This is a genomic window from Pseudomonas sp. MF4836 (genome assembly GCF_002018875.1).
GTDB lineage: Bacteria > Pseudomonadota > Gammaproteobacteria > Pseudomonadales > Pseudomonadaceae > Aquipseudomonas.
On the sequence record NZ_MVOL01000003.1, the window covers coordinates 252780 to 271950 of the forward strand.

The window sequence follows — 19171 nt, forward strand, 5'->3', positions numbered from 1 at the left end:
AGGACAACTTTATGCGCAAGATGATTTTGCAATGCGGGGCCCTGGCCTTGAGCCTGCTGGCAGCCAACGTGATGGCGGCCGTCACGCCGCAGGAAGCCGACAAACTCGGCACCAGCCTGACCCCGCTGGGAGCGGAAAAGGCCGGCAATGCCGACGGCTCGATTCCGGCCTGGACCGGCGGCATCCCGAAAAACGCCGGGGCGGTGGACAGCAAGGGCTTTCTCGCCGACCCGTTCGCCAATGAAAAACCGCTGTTCGTGATCACTGCGGCCACGGTCGACAAGTACAAGGACAAGCTGTCGGACGGTCAGGTGGCGATGTTCAAGCGCTACCCGGAAACCTACAAGATCCCGGTCTACCCGAGCCATCGCACCGTGGGCCTGCCGCCGGATATCTACGAGTCAGCCAAGCGCAGCGCGCTGAATGTGACCACGATCAATGAGGGCAACGGCCTGGCCAATTTCACCGGCAACCGTTACTACGCCTTTCCGATTCCGAAGAACGGCGTCGAGGTGCTGTGGAACCACATCACCCGTTACCACGGCGGCAACCTCAAACGCATCATCACCCAGGCCACCCCGCAGACCAACGGCAGCTACACGCCGATCCGCTTCGAGGAAGAAGTGGCAGTGCCGCAGCAGATTCCCGACCTGGACCCGGAAAAAGGCGCCAACGTGCTGACCTTCTTCAAGCAGTCGGTGACGGCCCCGGCGCGCCTGGCCGGTAACGTGCTGCTGGTGCACGAGACCCTGGACCAGGTCAAGGAACCGCGCTCGGCCTGGATCTACAACGCTGGCCAGCGTCGAGTGCGGCGTGCCCCGCAAGTGGCCTATGACGGGCCGGGTACGGCCTCCGACGGGCTGCGCACCTCGGACAACTTCGACATGTTCTCCGGCGCGCCGGATCGCTACGACTGGAAGCTGGTGGGCAAGAAGGAGATGTACATCCCCTACAACAGCTACAAGCTGGATTCGCCAAGCCTCAAGTACGACGACATCATCAAGGCCGGGCATATCAACCAGGACCTGACCCGCTATGAGCTGCACCGGGTATGGGAGGTGGTCGGCACGGTCAAGCCCAACGAACGGCATATCTACGCCAAGCGCCATATGTACCTCGACGAGGACAGCTGGCAGGTGGCGCTGGTCGACCATTACGACGGTCGCGGCCAACTGTGGCGGGTGGCCGAGGGGCATGCGCAGTTCTATTACGATCACCAGGTGCCGGCCTACACGGTCGAGACCCTGTACGACATCATCGCCGGGCGCTACATCGCCCTGGGCATGAAGAACGAAGAGAAGCGCAGCTTCGAATTCGGCTTCGCCGCCAAGGCCGCCGACTACACCCCGGCAGCGCTGCGGGCGTCGGGGGTGCGTTGACGCCCAGGCGTTACCGGATGGGCAGAAGGCGACCGTTGGGTCGCCTTTTTTATGGGCCCTGATCAGCCTGCTGAATACTTCTCAACAAGTGGGGAGTTGAGGGCTAGGGTGATGCCACGCTGGCTAAAACTATAAAAAAGGCACGTTGCGATGACCGCCATGACTCACCGTCTGGACCGTCCTGGTCTCATGCCCCGCTTGTCCTCCCATCACCTGTGTCGCAGTCGTCTGAGCAGCCCGTTGCTGGCCTCTCAGGCGCGGGTCAGATTGCTCTGTGCCCCGGCCGGCAGTGGCAAGACCGCACTGCTTGCCGAGTGCCTGTTGCAGGCGCCGCCCCAGGTGCACGTGTGCTGGTTACCGATGGCGGGAGCCGAGCAGGGCGCCGCCGATTTTGCCGGCCTGTTGGCCGAGGCCCTGGGCCTGCAGGCCCGCGACGAACTGTCGTTGCTGGCGTATCTGGCGCGTCTGCAAACCCCGACCTGGCTGTTTATCGATGACTATTGCCGTGTTGGCTGCGCCGGCCTCGACGGGTTGCTCGATCGGTTGCTGGCGGTCAGCAGCCCGGCCCTGACCTGGTGGTTGGGGGCCCGGCGCCGGCCCCAGTGCAACTGGCCACGGCTGCTGCTCGACGATGAGCTGTACGAGTGCGATGGCGCGCAACTGGCCTTCAGCCAGGCGGATATCGAGCAGTTGCTGCAACAACTGCCGCAACCGATGTGCGCGCAAACCGCCAGCCGGATCCTGCAACGCAGCGCCGGTTGGTGCGCCGGGGTGCGCATTGCCCTGCTCGAAGGCAGCGAGTTGGCAGCGCAGCCCTGCAAGCAGGGGCGGCCCAACACCCTGCGTGAATACCTGGAGCACGAGCTGTTCAGCCTGTTGTCGGCCGAGCTGGCCGAAGCCTGGCAGGTGCTGGCTCATCTGCCGCGCTTCAACGCGGCGCTGTGTGAGCATTTGTTCGGCGCCGGCGAGGGCGCGCAGTATTTGCGTGATCTGCAGGAGTTGGGTTGCTTTATCGAGCCCTGGGACGCCTCGGCCGACTGGTTGCAAGTGTTCCCGCCCCTGGCGCGGCTGATGCAGGATGAGGATTGTCCGGCCGGCCGAACCTGGCACCGGCGCGCCTGCCAGTGGTTTATCGCGCAGGAGGACTGGCAGACGGCGTTCGAGCAGGCGCTGCTGGCCCAGGAGTACGAGGTCGCCGTCAGCCTGTTGCAGCACTTCAGCTTCGAGCACCTGTTCGAACAGCAGAACGTGGTGTTGCTGCTGCGCCTGTACGAGCAGCAGGGTGAAGAGTTGATGCTCGGCAGCCCGCAATTGGTCGGGCTGCTGACGGCCGCTTTGCTGTTTGCCGGGCGCTTCGATCAGGCCGAAGCTTGCGTCGCGCAGATGGCCCGTTTCACCCCGCAACCCAGTGCCAGCCTGCAACGGCAATTGATCGCCCGCTGGCAAACGCAGCGCGGCTGCCTGTTGCATCTGCAAGGTTGCATGGAGCCTGCGCGCGAACACTTTCTCCAGGCCCTGGATGAGCTGGCGCCCAGTGCCTGGCCGGCGCGCCTGTTGTGCCTGTCGGGCCTGACCCAGCAGGCCCTGCTCAGGGGCGAACTGGATGTGGCCCAGGCTATCAACCGTGAAGCGCTGTGCCTGGCGCGGGCGCAGAATTCGCTGCTGTTCGAAGGCCTGCTGGAGTTGGATCACGCGCAACTGCTGGAACAGCGCGGCGCCCCCCACAGGGCCGAGAGCCTGCTGGCGCGGCTGGATGAGTTGCTGCGTCGGCAAACCCGGCGGGCGACGCCGCTTTTGGGGCGGATTGCCTTGCGTCGCGGGCGCCTGGCCTTGCGCCAGGGCAATGAGCCGCAGGCGGCGGAGTACTTTCAGGCGGGGCTTGAGCAATGCCTGCGCAGCCAGGACAAGCGGGCGTTGTATGGGTTTCTCGGGCAAGCGCTGCTGGCGGGGAATCGCGGTGACTACGCCCAGGCCTTTGTCCTGTTGCGCGACGCCGAGCGGCTGATGCAGCAGCGGCAGATCCCGGACACGGTGTACCGCGGGGTGCTGTTGCAGATCAGCAGCCATTTCTGGTTGCAGCAAGGGCGTCCGGAGCTTGCTCATGAAGCCTTGAGCCGGGTGCTGCGCCACTATCAGGGCGCAGGCGCGGTACAGGCACCACCCGCCACGATCGAACTGATCCCGCGGATCGAATACCTGCTGGTGCTGGCCCAGGTTCACCTGGGGCAAGCCGAGGCGCCGCTGGCCACGCTGCAGCGTTTGCTGGAGCAGGCCCGACAACAGGGCATGCTGGGTTTGCAGGCCGAACTGCAACTGGCCCTCGCCGAAACCGCCTACCTGCTGGGGGACGTTGAGTTGTCCGGGCAGGCGCTGCAGGCCGGCATGGCCCTGGCCGCCCGTTGCCAACTGCCCCAGGCGCTGCACGAATTGCGCCTGCGTCAGCCGGATATGTTGCTGGTCCGCGAAGTGCCGCTGCCTGACGCCGACCAGCCCCTGGCCAGCGACAATCCTCTGAGCCTGCGTGAGCTTGAAGTGCTGCAACTGATCGCCCTCGGCAGCTCCAACCAGCAGATTGCCGAACAGCTATTCATCTCCCTGCACACCGTGAAAACTCATGCGCGCCGGATCCACAGCAAACTCGGGGTAGAGCGACGCACCCAGGCCGTGGCCAAGGCCAAGGCACTGGGCCTGATGAATTGAATGACCTCACCGGTAGCCGCTGCCGATAGTCAGCGGCTACGTTCAGGGTTGATAACCCATGCGCCAACTGACGGCCTGGCTTGCGGCCAGCAGGCGGCGGGCGGCGGGGCCGTCTTCGTCGGCGTGGAACAGCGAGGTCGGCCCGACCACCGTCAGCACGGCGGCGATCTTGCCCATGGCGTCGAACACCGGCGCCGACAGGGCGTCGACCCCCGGCATCAACAGCCCATGCACATGGTGCAGGCCGCGATGGCGGATCTGCTCGCAGATCTCGGCGTACACCTGCTCGTCCGCCAGGGCATGGGGACTGCCGGCCTGCAGTTCCTGCTGGCGCAGGTCGACGCTTTCCCGGTTGGGCAAATAGGCGCCAAACACCAGGCCGGTGGATGAACTGAGCAAGGGCAGCACCGAGCCCAGCTGCGTCACCACCGTCACCGCACGCACCGCCGGTTCGATATGAACCACGGTCGCGCCCTGATTGCCCCAGACCGCGAGGAAGCAGGTTTCATTCAGTTCGTCGCGCAGTTCCGCCAGGGGCAGGGCGGCGACCTTCAGTACATCCATGCTGCTCAACGCCGCCAGCCCCACGCGCAGGGCTTCGCGGCCCAGTCCGTAGTGGTTGGTGGTGCTGTTCTGTTCGGCAAAACCGCTGGCAATCAAGGCTTGCAGGTAGCGGTGGACCTTGCTCGCCGGCATCTGCACGTGTTCGGCCAGGCGCGACAGCGAAGTGGACGGTGCCAACTGCGCCAGGGCCTTGAGAATGTCGGTGCCGACCTCGGCCGAGCGGACTTTCTGTTTACCGTTGCTGTCGCTGGTGCTGCGCGGCTTTTCCATGGAGGCGGTGTGATCTCGAGACGAATGGGCGTCTTTATAGCTTGACGGTCAATACCAATCAAATTACGTTATGCGTAATTGGATTACGATAAAAATAACGCCGCGTGCCGAGACTTCCAGCAATGGAGCAGGGTATCGCCGCCCACTCCATTCACAGGAGGCTCCATGAACCTCGATTCCACGCCGTCCGGCCTGGCCTATCAGTCGGGCTTCGGCAACGAATTCGCCAGCGAAGCATTGCCAGGCGCGTTGCCCGTCGGCCAGAACTCCCCGCAAAAAGCCCCTTACGGCTTGTACACCGAACTCTTTTCCGGCACCGCTTTCACCATGGTCCGCAGCGAAGCGCGACGGACCTGGATGTACCGCATCCAGCCCTCGGCCAATCACCCGGCCTTTGCCAAGTTGGCGCGTCAGCTGGCGGGCGGTCCGCTGGGTGAGGTGACGCCCAATCGGCTGCGCTGGAACCCGCTGGATATGCCTGCCGAGCCGACCGATTTCATCGACGGTCTGGTGAGCATGGCGGCCAACGCACCGGCACAGAAACCCGCCGGCATCAGCGTCTATCACTACCGCGCCAACCGCTCCATGGAGCGGGTGTTCTTCAATGCCGATGGCGAGCTGCTGCTGGTGCCCGAGCAGGGTCGCCTGCGCATCGCCACGGAGCTCGGCGTGTTGGAGCTTGGGCCGCTGGAAATCGCCGTGTTGCCCCGCGGCCTGAAGTTTCGTGTCGAACTGCTGGACCCCGAGGCGCGTGGCTATGTCGCCGAGAACCACGGCGCGCCGCTGCGCCTGCCGGACCTGGGCCCCATCGGCAGCAATGGCCTGGCCAACCCGCGGGATTTCCTGACCCCGGTCGCCCATTACGAAGACCTCAAGCAGCCCACCCCTCTGGTGCAGAAGTTCCTCGGCGAACTCTGGGGCTGCGAACTCGACCACTCGCCGCTGAACGTGGTGGCCTGGCACGGCAACAACGTGCCGTACAAATATGACCTGCGCCGTTTCAACACCATCGGCACCGTGAGTTTCGACCACCCGGACCCATCGATCTTCACCGTGCTGACCTCGCCCACCAGCGTGCACGGCCTGGCCAACCTCGATTTCGTGATCTTCCCGCCGCGCTGGATGGTGGCCGAAAACACCTTCCGTCCGCCGTGGTTCCACCGCAACCTGATGAACGAATTCATGGGCCTGATCCAGGGCGCCTACGATGCCAAGGCCGAAGGTTTCCTGCCCGGCGGCGCGTCCCTGCACAGCTGCATGAGCGCCCACGGCCCGGACGGCGAAACCTGCACCAAGGCGATCAATGTCGAACTGCAACCGGCCAAGATCGACAACACCATGGCCTTCATGTTCGAGACCAGCCAAGTGCTGCGCCCGAGCCAGTTCGCCCTGGAGTGCCCGCAGTTGCAGAACAATTACGACGCTTGCTGGGCCTCGCTGCCCGCCACCTTCAACCCCAATCGGAGATAACCCATGAGCCAGCCAACCATCACCCGCAGTTGGGTTGCCTCCGCCAACGGGCATGCCGATTTCCCTTTGCAGAACCTGCCCCTGGGCGTTTTCAGCCGCAACGGTTCGGCACCGCGCTTTGGCGTGGCAATCGGCGAGCACATATTCGATCTGGAAGCCGCGCTGGAGGCGGGCCTGCTTGAAGGCGCCGCCCGCAGCGCCGTCGAGGCCGCACGTGGCGGGCAGTTGAATGCCTTCTTCGAACTGGGGCGTGGCCCACGGGTGGCCCTGCGCGAACGCCTGCTGGAACTGCTGGGCGAAGGCAGCACCCTGCATGGCAAGATCCAGGCCCAGGGCGTCAAGCTGTTGCCCCTGGCGGCCGACTGCCAGATGCACCTGCCGGCGAAGATCAACGACTACACCGACTTTTATGTCGGTATCGAACACGCGCAAAACGTCGGCAAGCTGTTCCGCCCCGACAACCCGCTGCTGCCCAACTACAAATACGTGCCCATCGGCTACCACGGGCGCGCGTCGACCATCCGCCCCTCGGGCGCCGAGGTTCGCCGGCCCAAGGGCCAGACCCTGCCTGCCGGCCAGACCGAGCCGAATTTCGGCCCGTGCGCGCGGCTCGACTACGAGCTGGAGCTGGGAATCTGGATTGGCCAGGGCAACCCGATGGGGGACTGCATTGCCATCGCCGATGCCGCCGAGCATATCGCCGGCTTCTGCCTGCTCAACGACTGGTCGGCGCGGGATATCCAGGCCTGGGAATACCAGCCCCTGGGCCCGTTCCTGTCGAAAAGCTTTATCACCAGCATCTCGCCCTGGGTGGTGACGGCCGAAGCCCTGGAGCCATTCCGTCGCGCTCAACCCGCGCGCCCCGAGGGTGATCCACAGCCGCTGCCGTACTTGCTCGATGCCCGGGACCAGGCTGCGGGTGGCTTCGATATCGAACTCGAGGTGCTGCTGACCACCGCCGCCATGCGCGAGCAGGGCCTGCCGGCCCACCGCCTGACCTTGAGCAACACCGGGTACATGTACTGGACCGTGGCGCAGATGGTCGCGCACCACAGCGTCAACGGCTGCCAGTTGCAGGCCGGCGACCTGTTCGGTTCGGGCACGTTGTCCGGCCCGGAAAACGGCCAGTTCGGCAGCCTGCTGGAAATCACCGAGGGCGGCAAAAAGCCCATCGAGTTGCCCAGCGGCGAGGTGCGCAAGTTTCTCGAAGACGGCGACGAAATCATCCTGCGCGGGCGTTGCCGGCGTGAAGGTTTCGCCTCCATCGGCTTCGGCGAATGCCGGGGCACCGTCCTGCCGGCCCGCTAAGAGGTGTGCGCCATGGAGCTCTATACCTATTACCGTTCGACGGCGTCGTATCGGGTGCGCATTGCCCTGGGGCTCAAGGGCCTGGACTTCCAGGCCATCCCGGTCAATTTGCTGGTGCCCAAGGGCGGCGCCAACCGTCAGCCGCAGTACCTGGCGATCAACCCCCAGGGGCGGGTGCCGGCGCTGCGCACCGATGACGGTGAGGTGCTGGTCCAGTCACTGGCGATCGTCGAATACCTCGACGAACGTTATCCACAGGTGCCGCTGCTGTCCCGGGAGCTGGCAACCCGTGCCCATGAGCGTGCGGTGGCGGCGATGATCGCCTGCGACATCCACCCGCTGCACAACTCCAGCACCCAGAACCTGTTGCGTGAATGGGGCCACGAGGAAGCGCAGTTGCAGGTGTGGATCGAGCACTGGATCAGCCAGGGCCTGGCGGCCGTGGAGCAACTGATCGGCGATCACGGCTATTGCTTTGGCGAGCAGCCGGGGCTGGCCGATGTGTTCCTGATTCCACAGTTGTATGCCGCCGAGCGCTTCAAGGTGTCGCTGGCGGCCTACCCACGGATTCTCCGGGTTGCGGCGCTGGCCGCAGAGCACCCGGCATTCCGCGCGGCGCACCCCGCCAACCAGCCCGACACCCCGGCCTGAGACGCCTGCACGCCCCCAGCCAGACCTGGGGGCGGCAGACCTCTGGGTCACTCAAGGTTTCGAGGGCTCCGCAACGGAGCCTGCTCCATCCCACCTGCAACCCTGCTGTACATAACGATAAAAACAGAACAGGTACCTTGCGATGCACAATCAGATTGCCAGCTTTCGGGCGGCGCTCGACGCCCGTCCGGTGTCGCGTTATCAGTGGTTACTCTTGCTGCTATTGGCGTTGCTGTTGGTCACCGACGGCTATGACGCTCAGGTTCTGGGGTACGTGGTGCCGGCCCTGGCCCGGGACTGGGGCCTGGAAAAAGCCGCCTTCGGCCCGGTGTTCAGCGCCAACCTGTTGGGCCTGACCCTGGGCTCGCTGGCCGTGACGCCCTTGGCGGACCGTTTTGGTGTGCGGCGGATTCTGCTCTGTTGCGTACTGATCTACGCCAGCCTCACGGTGTTGATGATCTTCGCCAACTCCCTGAACACCCTGATGGCTGCGCGCTTTATCTGCGGCATCGGCATGGGAGGGGCGATGCCCAGTGCCATGGCGCTGATGTCCGATTATTCGCCGCCGCGCCTGCGCACCCTGATGGTGACCTTGGCCGCCTGCGGGTTTTCCTTTGGTGGTGCGGCGGGTGGTTTTGTCGCGGCCGGGTTTATTGATCGCTTCGGCTGGGAGGCGGTGTTCCTGGCCGGCGGCGTCACGCCCTTGCTGCTGTTTCCGTTTCTCGCCTGGTGCCTGCCCGAGTCCCTGCCACGCCTGCTGCGTGACGCGCCGCCCTATGCGCGCCTGCGTAAAGTCAGTGCGCGAATGCTGCCCGAGTGGACGCCACCGGCCGCATCGGCCGAGCAGAACGCGCAGGAGCAGGGCAGCCAACTGACGGTGATCGAACTGTTCCGCCACGGCTATGCGCGGCCGACCCTGCTGATCTGGTCGACGTTTTTCGTCAGCCTGATCCTGCTGTATTTCATGATCAGCTGGTTGCCTTCGCTGTTGCTGGAAAGCGGGCTGGGCCTCAATCAGGCGAACCTGGTGACATCGATGTTCCTGTTCGCCGGCACCCTCGGCGCCATCTGCATGGCCTGGTTCGCCGACCGTCTGAAGCGCAAGGTGCGCCTGCTCTCGGGCGTCCTGGCTGCGGCTGCGGTCTGCACCATTCTGCTGGGCCTCAACCACGACAGCCCGCGTTATCTGGTGGCTTTTGTGTTCGCCGCCGGGTTTTGCATCATCGGCGGGCAACTGACCCTCAACGCCTTCGCCAGTAACTTCTACCCGGCCCATGTGCGGGCCACGGGCACCGGCTGGGCCCTGGGCGTTGGTCGCTTCGGCTCGATTCTCGGGCCGCTGTTCGGCAGCATGCTGCTGGCGATGCATGTGCCGGTGCAGCAGATTTTCTTCTTCTGCGCGATTCCGGCAGTGATCGCGGCGCTGCTGATTATCCAGGTGCGTTCGCCGCTGGACGTTTCGCCGAGGCCAGCGGACCAGCCCCAGGCCGCGACCCGTTGATTGCAGGGCAGGTCAGGCCGCTGTCGCGCGGATCAGGCGCAGGCCCCAGCCGGTGGCGATTGTGCCGTCTGCGCGTTGCAGCGCAGTGACCGAGGTTTCCAGGCGTTGCTTCAACAACGCCTGGCCGGCGGTTGATAGCCGATCCAGGTCATAGGTGTCGTTGAGCGCGGTCCAGAGTTCGTCGAAGTGCGGGGCCCACTCCACGTCCAGCTCGTCGAACTCGATGCCACTGAAGCGGGCGCCGAGCAGCTCGCGCCAGCCCGCTTCCGAACGGGTGCGCGGGTCGCCCATGGGCAAGGCGGGCAGGGCGTGCTCCCGGGCCACGCTGCGAAAGGCCTGCAGGTAGAGCTCGCCGATTTCCCCCAGGAGAAACCCCCGGCCGACAATCGCCGCGAATTGTCCGCCCGGGCGCAGCACCCGGTGAGTCTCGTCGAGTACCTGTTGCAGGTCATCCATCAACATCAAGGCCAGGTGCGACAGCGCCACGTCGACGCTGGCCGCAGGCAGTGACAGGGCCTGGGCGCGTTCGTGCAGCAGTTGTCCGCGCGTCCCCAGGCGCTGGCGCGAGGCTGCGAGTTCGCTGTGGCTCATATCGACGCCGATCAGCGCCAGCTCCGGGTCCTGTTCGGCCAGCAGTTGCAGCAGGTAACCATCGCCACAGGCGATATCCAGCACCGTCTGCGCCAGCCCTGTGCATTTCACGGTCGAGGCCAGTACCGCGTAGGAAGAGCCGCGTCCGGCAATGTTCAGGGGAGCGAAGGCGACGCTGGTGGTGCCGGGGCGGCGCTGGTGAAAATCCTGCAGGAACAGCTCGGTATCGGACAGTGCGTGCATCAAGGGGCATCCATGAGTCAGGGCCAGGAGCGTGATCGCTCAAATGCTGGCAGGTTCGGGCGGGTTGCGGCGGGCGATGCCAGGCGGGAGCAGTGGCAGGCTCAATGCACGATGGTATTGGGCGGCAAGTGGCCCAGGCGTTCGGTCAGGCGCAGGCGCTGGATCGGGTCCTCGCTGAGCAGTAGGGCGTGCTCCAGGTCGAAGCGTTCGGCGTTCGGGCAGTCCAGGCGCTGGTAGAGGCTGGCGCGGGCCAGGTAGTCGGCGGCGCTGGCGTTGCCCAGTTCCAGCACCCGCTCGGCATCGATCAGGGCGCCGAGGTTATCATCGTTGGCCAGGTGCAACTGGCGCAGGTTGCGCGACAGGCGCTGGAGAATCTGCACCGGCTGCGCGGTGAGCATGTGTTCGGCGACGAGCTTGATGTTGTTGCCGTATTGGCGTTGCAGCAGTTCACGGCAGTCGGCGGGGTACAGGCGTCGGCCGCCACACGGGTCCAGCAGGTGGTCGGCGCCGGGCACGCGCAACAGGAAATGCCCGGGGAAGTTGACCCCCACCAGGGGGATTTCCAGGCGCCGCGCCAGCTCCAGGGCAATCAGCCCGAGGGCCAGTGGCTGCCCGCGCCGACGTTGCAAGACCTTGTCCAGCAAGGCCGCCTGGGCGCGCAGCGGTGTGGCTTCGTCCTGCTGGAAGCCCAGGTCGTTCATGCGCCGCAACAACGGCTGGCCCAGCTCGCTGACCGGCAACATGGGCAAGCCCGAGCTGATCCGCTGCTGCAAATCCTTGAAGTCGTGCAGCAGTTCTTCGGGGGCGACAGTGGTGTCGTGCTCGGCGGCAATCCACAGCGCCGCTTCGAACAGTGCGGGCGGGGAGCGGTGCAGGCAGGCGAAAAAAGCTTGGCGCGGGTTCATCTCGATCTCCGACGGATGCCCCGTTTTAGCCCGCTGACGCTCGTTCGTCCAGTACTGCACACACGCCGTAGCAGGTTATTTCCTAAAGCCCGCATAGCCCTTGGGCTTATTCCCGAGCGCTCCAGCAAATTCCAGGCGCAAGCCTATACTGGCGACTACAAGAAGTGATTCGGGGAGCCCCACGATGTTCGCTCTCATGCAAAGCACTCGCCTTGAATCGCTGCACCTGAGCGTTGATCCGGTCACCGGATTGAAGGCGGTGATTGCCATTCATTGCAGCCGCCTGGGCCCCGCCCTGGGCGGCTGTCGTTACCTTGCCTACCCCGACGATGAAAGTGCCGTGGCAGATGCTGCGCGCCTGGCCCAGGGCATGAGCTATAAGGCCGCACTGGCCGGGCTGCCCCAGGGCGGCGGCAAGGCGGTGATCATTCGTCCGCCGCATGTGGAAAGTCGCGCCGCACTGTTCGAAGCCTTCGGTCGCTGTATCGAGCAGCTCGACGGGCGCTACATCACCGCCATCGACAGCGGGACCTCGGTGGCCGACATGGATTGCATCGCGCAACAGACCCAGCACGTCACCAGCACCAGTGCCGCCGGCGACCCCTCGCCCTATGCCGCTCTTGGCGTGTTCGCCGGGATTCGCAGCACGGCCATGGCGCGCCTGGGCAGCGACAACCTGGAAGGCCTGCGCGTGGCGATCCAGGGCCTGGGCAATGTCGGCTTCGCCCTCGCCGAGCAGTTGCATGCCGCCGGGGCCGAGTTGCTGGTCAGTGACATCGACCCGGGCAAGGTGCAACTGGCCATGGAGCAACTGGGCGCCCACCCGATTGCCAACGATGCGCTGCTCAGCACCCCATGCGACATCCTCGCGCCGTGCGGCCTGGGCGCCGTGCTCACCAGCCACAGCGTGGCGCAATTGCGCTGTTCGGCGGTGGCGGGATCGGCCAACAACCAGCTGACCAACCTGCAGGTTGCCGATCAACTGGAGCGCCGCGGCATCCTCTACGCACCGGACTACGTGATCAATGCCGGTGGGCTGATCTATGTCTCGCTCAAGCACCGCGGTGAAGAGTTGTCGACCATCACCGCCCATCTCTCGAAAATCAGCTCGCGGTTGACCGAAGTCTTCGCCCACGCTCAGGCCGAAAAGCGCTCCCCGGCACGGGTGGCGGATGAGTTGGCGGAGCGGGCGTTGTATCGCCAGGCATAGGCGTCTTAACCGTTGCGCGTGCTCGCTGTAACATCAGCGCCCGCAATGGTTGCAGGCGTGAGCCCAACCCCCGACTGCTCAACTGACACGGAATGTATTCGACGATGCTTGAAGCGCTGGACACTGGGCTGGATCAGCAGTTGGCGTCTCGATTGCGCGGCGGCGCGGACATTGAGGCAATACGTGCTGTTCTGGTGCAGTATCGGGACAAGGGCTTTACAGCGCAGGCGGTGTACAGCCATCTGCAATTCATCAGGCTTGCAGCGCCTGAAGACGTTGAAGATCGCATCCTGGAAGCCATGGATATAGCATCCGGGTACTGCTCGGCAGGGTGCAGGGTGTGGGACGTCGCGCAATGACAGAAGCAGATACGGATCGGGCGTTGACCGGTTGCTCTGTCAGGGACTTGCAGCTCTATGCTGCCGGGTGCCTGGCGGCCTACTGCACGGGCAAGGGCCTGGCTCACCCGTCCATCGATGACTTGCTGAAACACCTCAAGGCCTATCCGGAACACGATCATCTACTGGCGTGGGAGAAAGCGGGGGCGTTACTGGCATTGAATGGTCGGGGCGATGATTTGCCGCAGGAGCTTGTCGCCTTGATGTCGTCTCAAGATATCGAGGCGTTCTCCAGCATTGTCGATAGCGCGGTCGAAGTCGGAGTTGTCGATCTGTATGGAGACTCAACGGACGTGCCTGCCAGCTTTGTGCGAAACATCAGGTCCATGCTGCGTCGCAATGGGATCGATGTACCTGATATGAAAGAGATGATCTCAGCCTGATGGACCGCTGCAAAAAGGCCGTGGCTCTGCCCCATGCATGAAAAAAGCCCTGTGCCAGGGGCACAGGGCTTATTCAATTCGGGTGACGCTTATTTCGCAGCCTTGGCCGCTTTCGCCGGTTTGGTCGGCGCCTCGACTTCAGCGGGCTGCTCCGCTTCGACAGTCTCCACTACGGGAGCGGGAGCGCTGAGCAACTCGGACAGGGCGTCCGGCTGGCTCTTGAATGCCTTGGCGAACACATCGCGGTTTTTCGCCATGTAGATCCCGGCTTCTTCCACTTGCTGCTCGCTCAGCGACGGCACGGCTTTTTGCAGCACTTCGGCGAGCAATTCAGCCAGTTCGAGCATTTTGTCATGACGATCAGCTTCGGCTTTATCCATGAACAAGCGCTCCAGATCTCGGCTGCTGCGGTATACCACTTCGACGGCCATTTACCACCTCACATGCCTTCACGATAATTGGTCTTTTGCGACTACTGTATTTATATACAGGTCAGAGGATAGGCGAATCTCTGTCCCTTGGATAGTGGCTTTTTAATGTAGCCGGGATTTTTGTTTTGTCGCGGGACAATTCCGTGGTCGGTTCGGGCTCGATAAAAGGTTGAACGTGCCTCATATCACGCCGCCATCATCTTACTGACGGGCCTCTGGCCTTTTTTCTGCATGCAGAACAACCGTCACGTCCAACCCGCATCATCCGGTCGAAGCGACCTAAGGAAAAACCATCGTGAAAATCAATTGGGCCGAGAACCTGCGGCAGAACGTTCATCAACTGGCCGAGTCCCTGGGCAATCTGTTTGTCGAGTCGTTCCATTACCTGGCGCTGTTCGCCATCGGTGCCGTGACCGCCTGGGCCGCGGTGATGGAGTTTCTGCAGATGATCGAGGCGGGTCACATCAAGATCGACGACATTCTGCTGCTGTTCATCTATCTCGAGCTGGGCGCTATGGTTGGGATCTACTTCAAGACCAACCACATGCCGGTGCGCTTCCTGATCTACGTGGCGATCACGGCCCTGACCCGGTTGCTGATCTCCAACGTCTCGCACCACAATCCGCCGGACGTGGGGATCATTTACCTGTGCGGCGGGATCCTGCTGCTGGCCTTCGCGATCCTGGTGGTGCGCTACGCCTCCTCGCAGTTCCCTTCGGTGAAGATCGAGAATCCGCAGCGCAAGCTCGGCGCGGGCTCCAGCGAGCATCCGGAAGTGGAGAAGGGCGAACTTTAAACCACCATGCCCAAGGGTGAAGGGCCGCTGCCGGCCGGTGGCGGCAGCTTCAGGCTGTCGCTGTTGGTCATGGCTTCAAGGATCGCCATGGCGCTGTGGCCCTGCTCGATGGCGATGCCGAACTGGATACTTTGCACCAGGCGCTTGAGGCGTTGCGGATCATTGCGCTGATGGGCGCTGATCATGCGCTTGGCCACCACCCGCCCGGCCTTGGACAGGGTCAGCATGATGCTGCCGTCCAGGCCCTGGATGCTCAGGTTGACCTGGTACTCCGGGGTGAAGGTGTCGGTAATCAGTTGAAATGGGTTATCCATGATGCGTCACCGCTTGATTGGATCGTGCAGTCATTGACCGGCAGTGATCGAGATTAGTTCGCGATACCAGACCACTGGCAGGCCGTTCGCTGAGGTTTGATAACGTCCGTATTCCTCAAGGGCTGACAAAGCAAGGGGCATGCCGCTAACCACGAAACCCAGTAAACGCAGGTATAAAAAAGCGGACCATGAGGTCCGCTTTTTTTATCGACGCCCGTTTCAGGGCACGACCGAATAAATGATCGCTGACAGTGCGATCAGGCCGATCAGCACCACGAACACATTCGACAGCCGGCCTGAATACTGGCGCAGTGAAGGCACGCGTCGGATGGCGTACATCGGCATCAGGAACAACAGGCAGGCGATCACCGGGCCGCCCATGGTTTCGATCAGGCGCAGGATGCTCGGGTTGAGGGTGGCCACAGCCCAGCAGGTGACGATCATGAACAGCGCAGTCAGGCGCTCCAGCCAGCTCGCGGAAATCACCCGGCCACGGCTGCGCAGGCTTTTCACGATCAGGCCCTGGAAGCCTTCGCTGGCACCCAGGTAGTGGCCGAGGAAGGACTTGGTGATTGCCACCAGGGCGATCAGGGGCGCGGCGTAGGCGATGACCGGGGTTTGGAAGTGATTGGCCAGGTACGACAGGATCGAGATGTTCTGCGCCTTGGCCGCCACCAGGTCAGCCGGTGACAGGGCCAATACGCAGCTGAAGCAGAAGAACATCACCGTCAGCACCATCATCGCGTGGGACATGGCCAGGATCGCGCTGCTTCTGGGTTCGGCCTGGGCACCGTACTGACGCTTCTGATCGACCGCGAACGCGGAAATGATCGGCGAGTGGTTGAAGGAAAACACCATCACCGGGATCGCCAACCACAGGGTCTTGAAGAACAGCGACAGCGGCATGCTTTCGCTGGCCGAGGCGAGGAAGGCGCCGTTCCAGTTCGGGATCAGACTCAGCGCCAGCAGCAGCAAGGCGGCGACAAAGGGATAGACCAGCACGCTCATGGCTTTGACGATCACGCCCTGGCCGCATCGCACGATGGCCATCAGACCGAGGATCAGTGCCAGGGACAGAACCGCCCGGGGCGGCGGGGCAATGTGCAGCTGGTGTTCCAGGAAGTTGGTGAGGGTGTTGGTCAGCGCCACGCTGTACATCAACAGAATCGGGAAGATGGCGAAGAAATACAGCAGGGTGATCAGCTTGCCCGCGCCTACCCCGAAGTGTTCCTCCACCACTTCAGTGATGTCACCGGAGCGCCCCGAGAGCACGAAACGGGTCAGCCCGCGGTGGGCAAAGAAGGTCATCGGAAACGCCAGCAATGCCAGCACGATCAGCGGCCAGAAGCCGCCGACGCCGGCGTTGATCGGCAAAAACAGGGTGCCGGCACCGATGGCGGTGCCGTACAGGCCGAGCATCCAGGTGGTGTCGTGCTTGCTCCAGCCCTTGCGGGTGGTGGTGTCGCGGGTGGTCGCCGTGGAAACGGGTGGTGCAGCGGGATTTTCGGCAGCAGGTGTTCGTGCATCGGTCATCGGTATCGCCTCGTTATTATTTTTGCTCGGGCTCACGTGGGGCGGACAGTCAGGCCATGCTCCTCAGCATTCGACCCAACTCACGGCCAGGCCGCCCCGTGAAGTTTCTTTGTATTTGTCATGCATATCGGCGCCGGTATCGCGCATGGTGCGGATCACCCGGTCCAGGGAAATAAAGTGTTTGCCATCCCCGCGCAGGGCCATTTGCGTGGCGTTGATCGCCTTGACCGCGGCGATTGCGTTGCGCTCGATGCAGGGCACCTGCACCAGGCCGCCCACCGGGTCGCAGGTCAGGCCGAGGTTGTGCTCCAGGCCGATTTCGGCGGCGTTTTCCAGCTGCTCCGGGGTCGCGCCGAGGATTTGTGCCAGGCCGGCGGCGGCCATGGCGCAGGCGGAGCCAACCTCACCCTGGCAGCCGACTTCGGCGCCGGAGATCGAGGCGTTTTTCTTGCAGAGGATGCCCACCGCCGCCGCGCCGAGGAAAAAGTTGATGACGTCGTCCTCGCAGGCGTCGGCGTTGAACTTCATGTAGTAATGCAGCACCGCCGGAATGATCCCTGCAGCGCCGTTGGTCGGGGCGGTGACCATGCGCCCGCCGGCGGCGTTTTCCTCGTTCACCGCGAGGGCGAACAGGTTGACCCACTCCATTGCCGACAAGGTTGAGCTGATGACATTTGGCTTGCCGATTTCCAGCAGGCTGCGGTGCAATTTGGCTGCGCGCCGTGGCACGTCTAGGCCGCCGGGCAGGGTGCCTTCGTGGCGCAGGCCCTGCTCGACACACTCGCGCATCACCGACCAGATATGCAGCAGGCCGTTGCGGATCTCGGCCTCGCTGCGCCAGGCCCGTTCGTTGGCCATCATCAGCTCGCCAACGCTCAGGCCGTGCTGCTTGCACAGCGCCAGCAACTGGGCGGCGCTGTTGAAGTCGTAAGGCAGTTCGACGCTGTGGCCCGCGGCGGTGCCGGCGGCGACTTCGGCGGCTTCGACGATAAATCCGCCGCCGACCGAGTAGTAGGTCTGCTCCCACAGCGGGCCGTTGGCATCAAAGGCGGTCAGGGCCATGGCGTTCGGGTGGTAGGGCAGGCTTTCGTCGAGCAGCAGCAAGTCGCGGTGCCAGTCGAAGGCGATGGTGGAGCGGCCACCCAGGCTGAGTTCGCCTGATTCGCGCAGGTGCTGGATGCGTGGGCCGATGCTGTTTGGGTCGATGCTGTCGGGCCATTCGCCCATCAGCCCCATGACGCTGGCACGGTCAGTGGCATGTCCGACGCCGGTGGCGGAAAGCGAGCCGTACAGGCGGATTTCGACCCGTTGCACCTGGGCGTGCAGGCCCTGGTCGAACAGCGATTGGGCGAAGGTCGCGGCGGCGCGCATCGGGCCCACAGTGTGGGAGCTGGAAGGGCCGATGCCGACTTTGAAGAGATCGAAAACACTGATAGCCATGCTAAAGCCTTACAAGCAATGGAGGAGGAATCGCTGCCATTTTTTGTAGGCCGAGCGCAATGTCGGCGATACTGCCTGCCTCGGTCAGCACTGACCAACGAAACTTCCTAAGACAGCCTTTAGCAGGACTAAACGATGAGCCGTCAGTTTCATGCCCAGACTTACGTCTGGCTGCATGTGTTTTCCTGTGCCGCGCGGCACTTGTCGTTCACCCGCTGCGCGGAGGAGTTGCATATCACCCCCGGGGCGGTCAGCCAGCAGATCCGGCAGTTGGAGGAGCGCCTGGGTTTTCGCCTGTTTCATCGCCGTGCCCGTGGTGTGGAGTTGAGCGCCGAAGGCCAGCGCCTGGCGGTCACGGTAAACGAGGCCTACGGCAGCATCGACGCCGAACTGCGGCGGTTGGATGCGGGGATGATCAGCGGAATCCTGCGCTTGCGTTCGATCCCGTCTTTTCTCGGCAAATGGCTGACACCGCGCCTGCCGCGCTTGCAGCAGCGTTTTCCGGATATCCAGTTGCGGCTGGTGGCGGAAGACAGCAGCGTGGCCCTGCACGAGGGCGACTTTGACCTGGCCATCGACCTCAACGACGGCAGTTACCCGGGGTTGTTATCCACAGCCCTGCTGGACGAGCAGATCTTTCCGGTCTGTGCCCCGAGCCTGCTGCGTGGGCGTCCGCCGCTGCATGGGCCGGCGGACCTGATGCACTTTCCGTTGCTGCACGACATCACCGCCTGGCGTGGCAGCTATGAGTATGCGGAGTGGGAGTTCTATCTGAATGCCATCGGTTTCGAAGGCGCGGACGTGCGGCGCGGGCACACCTTCAACCGCAATCACCTGACGATCGAGGCGGCCATTGCCGGGATGGGCGTGGCCATTGCCCGGCGAACCTTGCTCAACGATGAGCTGGAGCGTGGCACCTTGATCGTGCCGTTCGGCCTCGCCGTGCCCAACCACAAACGTTATGTATTGATGTATGCACCGGGTGCGCTGAGCCACCCAGGCGTGCGTGCGGTGCATGACTGGCTGGTGGAGGAAGCGGAGATTTTTCGCGGCATGCACCCGCTGGGCGAGGGGCAATTATGAG

General features: G+C 63.7%; 17 protein-coding genes and 1 pseudogene. 11 read left to right on the plus strand and 7 right to left on the minus strand.

Translation table 11 applies throughout. The features are described from left to right. The first annotated feature begins 11 nt into the window (after positions 1–11). Together MF4836_RS07920 and MF4836_RS07925 are read left to right on the plus strand one after the other, a co-directional pair. Complete coding sequence (locus MF4836_RS07920; RefSeq protein ID WP_078469871.1) at positions 12–1379, plus strand: DUF1329 domain-containing protein; 1368 nt, start codon at positions 12–14, stop codon at positions 1377–1379. Between the two features lie 150 nt (positions 1380–1529). Then, entirely contained in the window at positions 1530–4079 is a 2550-nt protein-coding gene (locus MF4836_RS07925) for a LuxR C-terminal-related transcriptional regulator (protein ID WP_078469872.1), read from the plus strand. Positions 4080–4121: 42 nt separating this feature from the next. On the opposite strand, the gene MF4836_RS07930 is transcribed toward MF4836_RS07925, so the two are convergent. Continuing rightward, entirely contained in the window at positions 4122–4913 is a 792-nt protein-coding gene (locus tag MF4836_RS07930) for an IclR family transcriptional regulator (RefSeq protein WP_078469873.1), read from the minus strand. A 165-nt stretch (positions 4914–5078) separates the two neighbouring features. Between MF4836_RS07930 and hmgA the strand changes: the two genes are divergently transcribed. The 4 genes from hmgA (at position 5079) to MF4836_RS07950 (ending at position 9843) form a co-directional block, all read left to right on the plus strand. Beyond that, positions 5079–6383 (plus strand): homogentisate 1,2-dioxygenase, encoded by a 1305-nt coding sequence (gene hmgA, locus MF4836_RS07935; RefSeq protein ID WP_078469874.1) that lies wholly within the window; start codon positions 5079–5081, stop codon positions 6381–6383. A 3-nt stretch (positions 6384–6386) separates the two neighbouring features. After that, on the plus strand, positions 6387–7691 hold the full coding sequence (fahA, locus tag MF4836_RS07940) for a fumarylacetoacetase (RefSeq protein WP_078469875.1): 1305 nt from the start codon (positions 6387–6389) through the stop codon (positions 7689–7691). A 12-nt stretch (positions 7692–7703) separates the two neighbouring features. Further along, positions 7704–8342: a maleylacetoacetate isomerase gene (maiA, locus tag MF4836_RS07945; RefSeq protein WP_078469876.1), complete on the plus strand. Its 639-nt coding sequence runs from the start codon at positions 7704–7706 to the stop codon at positions 8340–8342. Between the two features lie 142 nt (positions 8343–8484). After that, positions 8485–9843 carry an MFS transporter gene (locus tag MF4836_RS07950; protein ID WP_078469877.1) on the plus strand — a complete coding sequence of 453 codons (1359 nt, stop codon included), beginning with the start codon at positions 8485–8487 and terminating at the stop codon, positions 9841–9843. 12 nt (positions 9844–9855) lie between these two features. On the opposite strand, the gene MF4836_RS07955 is transcribed toward MF4836_RS07950, so the two are convergent. Beyond that, positions 9856–10677, minus strand: coding sequence for a class I SAM-dependent methyltransferase (locus tag MF4836_RS07955; RefSeq protein ID WP_078469878.1), 822 nt, complete (start codon positions 10675–10677; stop codon positions 9856–9858). Positions 10678–10778: 101 nt separating this feature from the next. Continuing rightward, positions 10779–11582: a SirB1 family protein gene (locus MF4836_RS07960; RefSeq protein ID WP_078469879.1), complete on the minus strand. Its 804-nt coding sequence runs from the start codon at positions 11580–11582 to the stop codon at positions 10779–10781. 184 nt (positions 11583–11766) lie between these two features. On the opposite strand from MF4836_RS07960, the gene MF4836_RS07965 reads away from it, so the two are divergent. From MF4836_RS07965 to MF4836_RS07975, 3 genes are all read left to right on the plus strand, one after another. After that, positions 11767–12792 (plus strand): Leu/Phe/Val dehydrogenase, encoded by a 1026-nt coding sequence (locus MF4836_RS07965; protein ID WP_078469880.1) that lies wholly within the window; start codon positions 11767–11769, stop codon positions 12790–12792. 104 nt (positions 12793–12896) lie between these two features. Next, the gene (locus MF4836_RS07970; protein ID WP_078470223.1) at positions 12897–13151 is read left to right on the plus strand and encodes a hypothetical protein; all 255 of its coding nucleotides are present in this window, start codon (positions 12897–12899) and stop codon (positions 13149–13151) included. Then, the gene (locus MF4836_RS07975; RefSeq protein ID WP_078469881.1) at positions 13148–13573 is read left to right on the plus strand and encodes a hypothetical protein; all 426 of its coding nucleotides are present in this window, start codon (positions 13148–13150) and stop codon (positions 13571–13573) included. Before MF4836_RS07970 ends, MF4836_RS07975 begins: the two co-directional genes overlap by 4 nt. A 176-nt stretch (positions 13574–13749) precedes the next feature. Here MF4836_RS07975 and MF4836_RS07980 read toward each other — a convergent pair. Then, positions 13750–14004: pseudogene (locus MF4836_RS07980) on the minus strand (YebG family protein); the annotation flags it as partial. A gap of 295 nt (positions 14005–14299) precedes the next feature. Here MF4836_RS07980 and MF4836_RS07985 point away from each other — a divergent pair. Beyond that, positions 14300–14800, plus strand: coding sequence for a phosphate-starvation-inducible protein PsiE (locus MF4836_RS07985; protein ID WP_020298359.1), 501 nt, complete (start codon positions 14300–14302; stop codon positions 14798–14800). Here MF4836_RS07985 and MF4836_RS07990 read toward each other — a convergent pair. The 3 genes from MF4836_RS07990 to MF4836_RS08000 all read right to left on the minus strand — a co-directional run bounded on the left by MF4836_RS07990 (position 14797) and on the right by MF4836_RS08000 (position 18087). Further along, a complete protein-coding gene (locus MF4836_RS07990; RefSeq protein WP_020298360.1) occupies positions 14797–15114 on the minus strand; it encodes a DUF3509 domain-containing protein in 318 nt (105 codons plus the stop codon). The two genes, MF4836_RS07985 and MF4836_RS07990, sit on opposite strands and share 4 nt — an antisense overlap. A 219-nt stretch (positions 15115–15333) precedes the next feature. Further along, entirely contained in the window at positions 15334–16647 is a 1314-nt protein-coding gene (locus tag MF4836_RS07995) for a serine/threonine transporter (protein ID WP_078469883.1), read from the minus strand. A 63-nt stretch (positions 16648–16710) separates the two neighbouring features. Further along, on the minus strand, positions 16711–18087 hold the full coding sequence (locus tag MF4836_RS08000; protein ID WP_078469884.1) for an L-serine ammonia-lyase: 1377 nt from the start codon (positions 18085–18087) through the stop codon (positions 16711–16713). A gap of 135 nt (positions 18088–18222) precedes the next feature. Between MF4836_RS08000 and MF4836_RS08005 the strand changes: the two genes are divergently transcribed. After that, a complete protein-coding gene (locus MF4836_RS08005) occupies positions 18223–19170 on the plus strand; it encodes a LysR substrate-binding domain-containing protein (protein ID WP_078469885.1) in 948 nt (315 codons plus the stop codon). Position 19171: the final 1 nt, after the last annotated feature.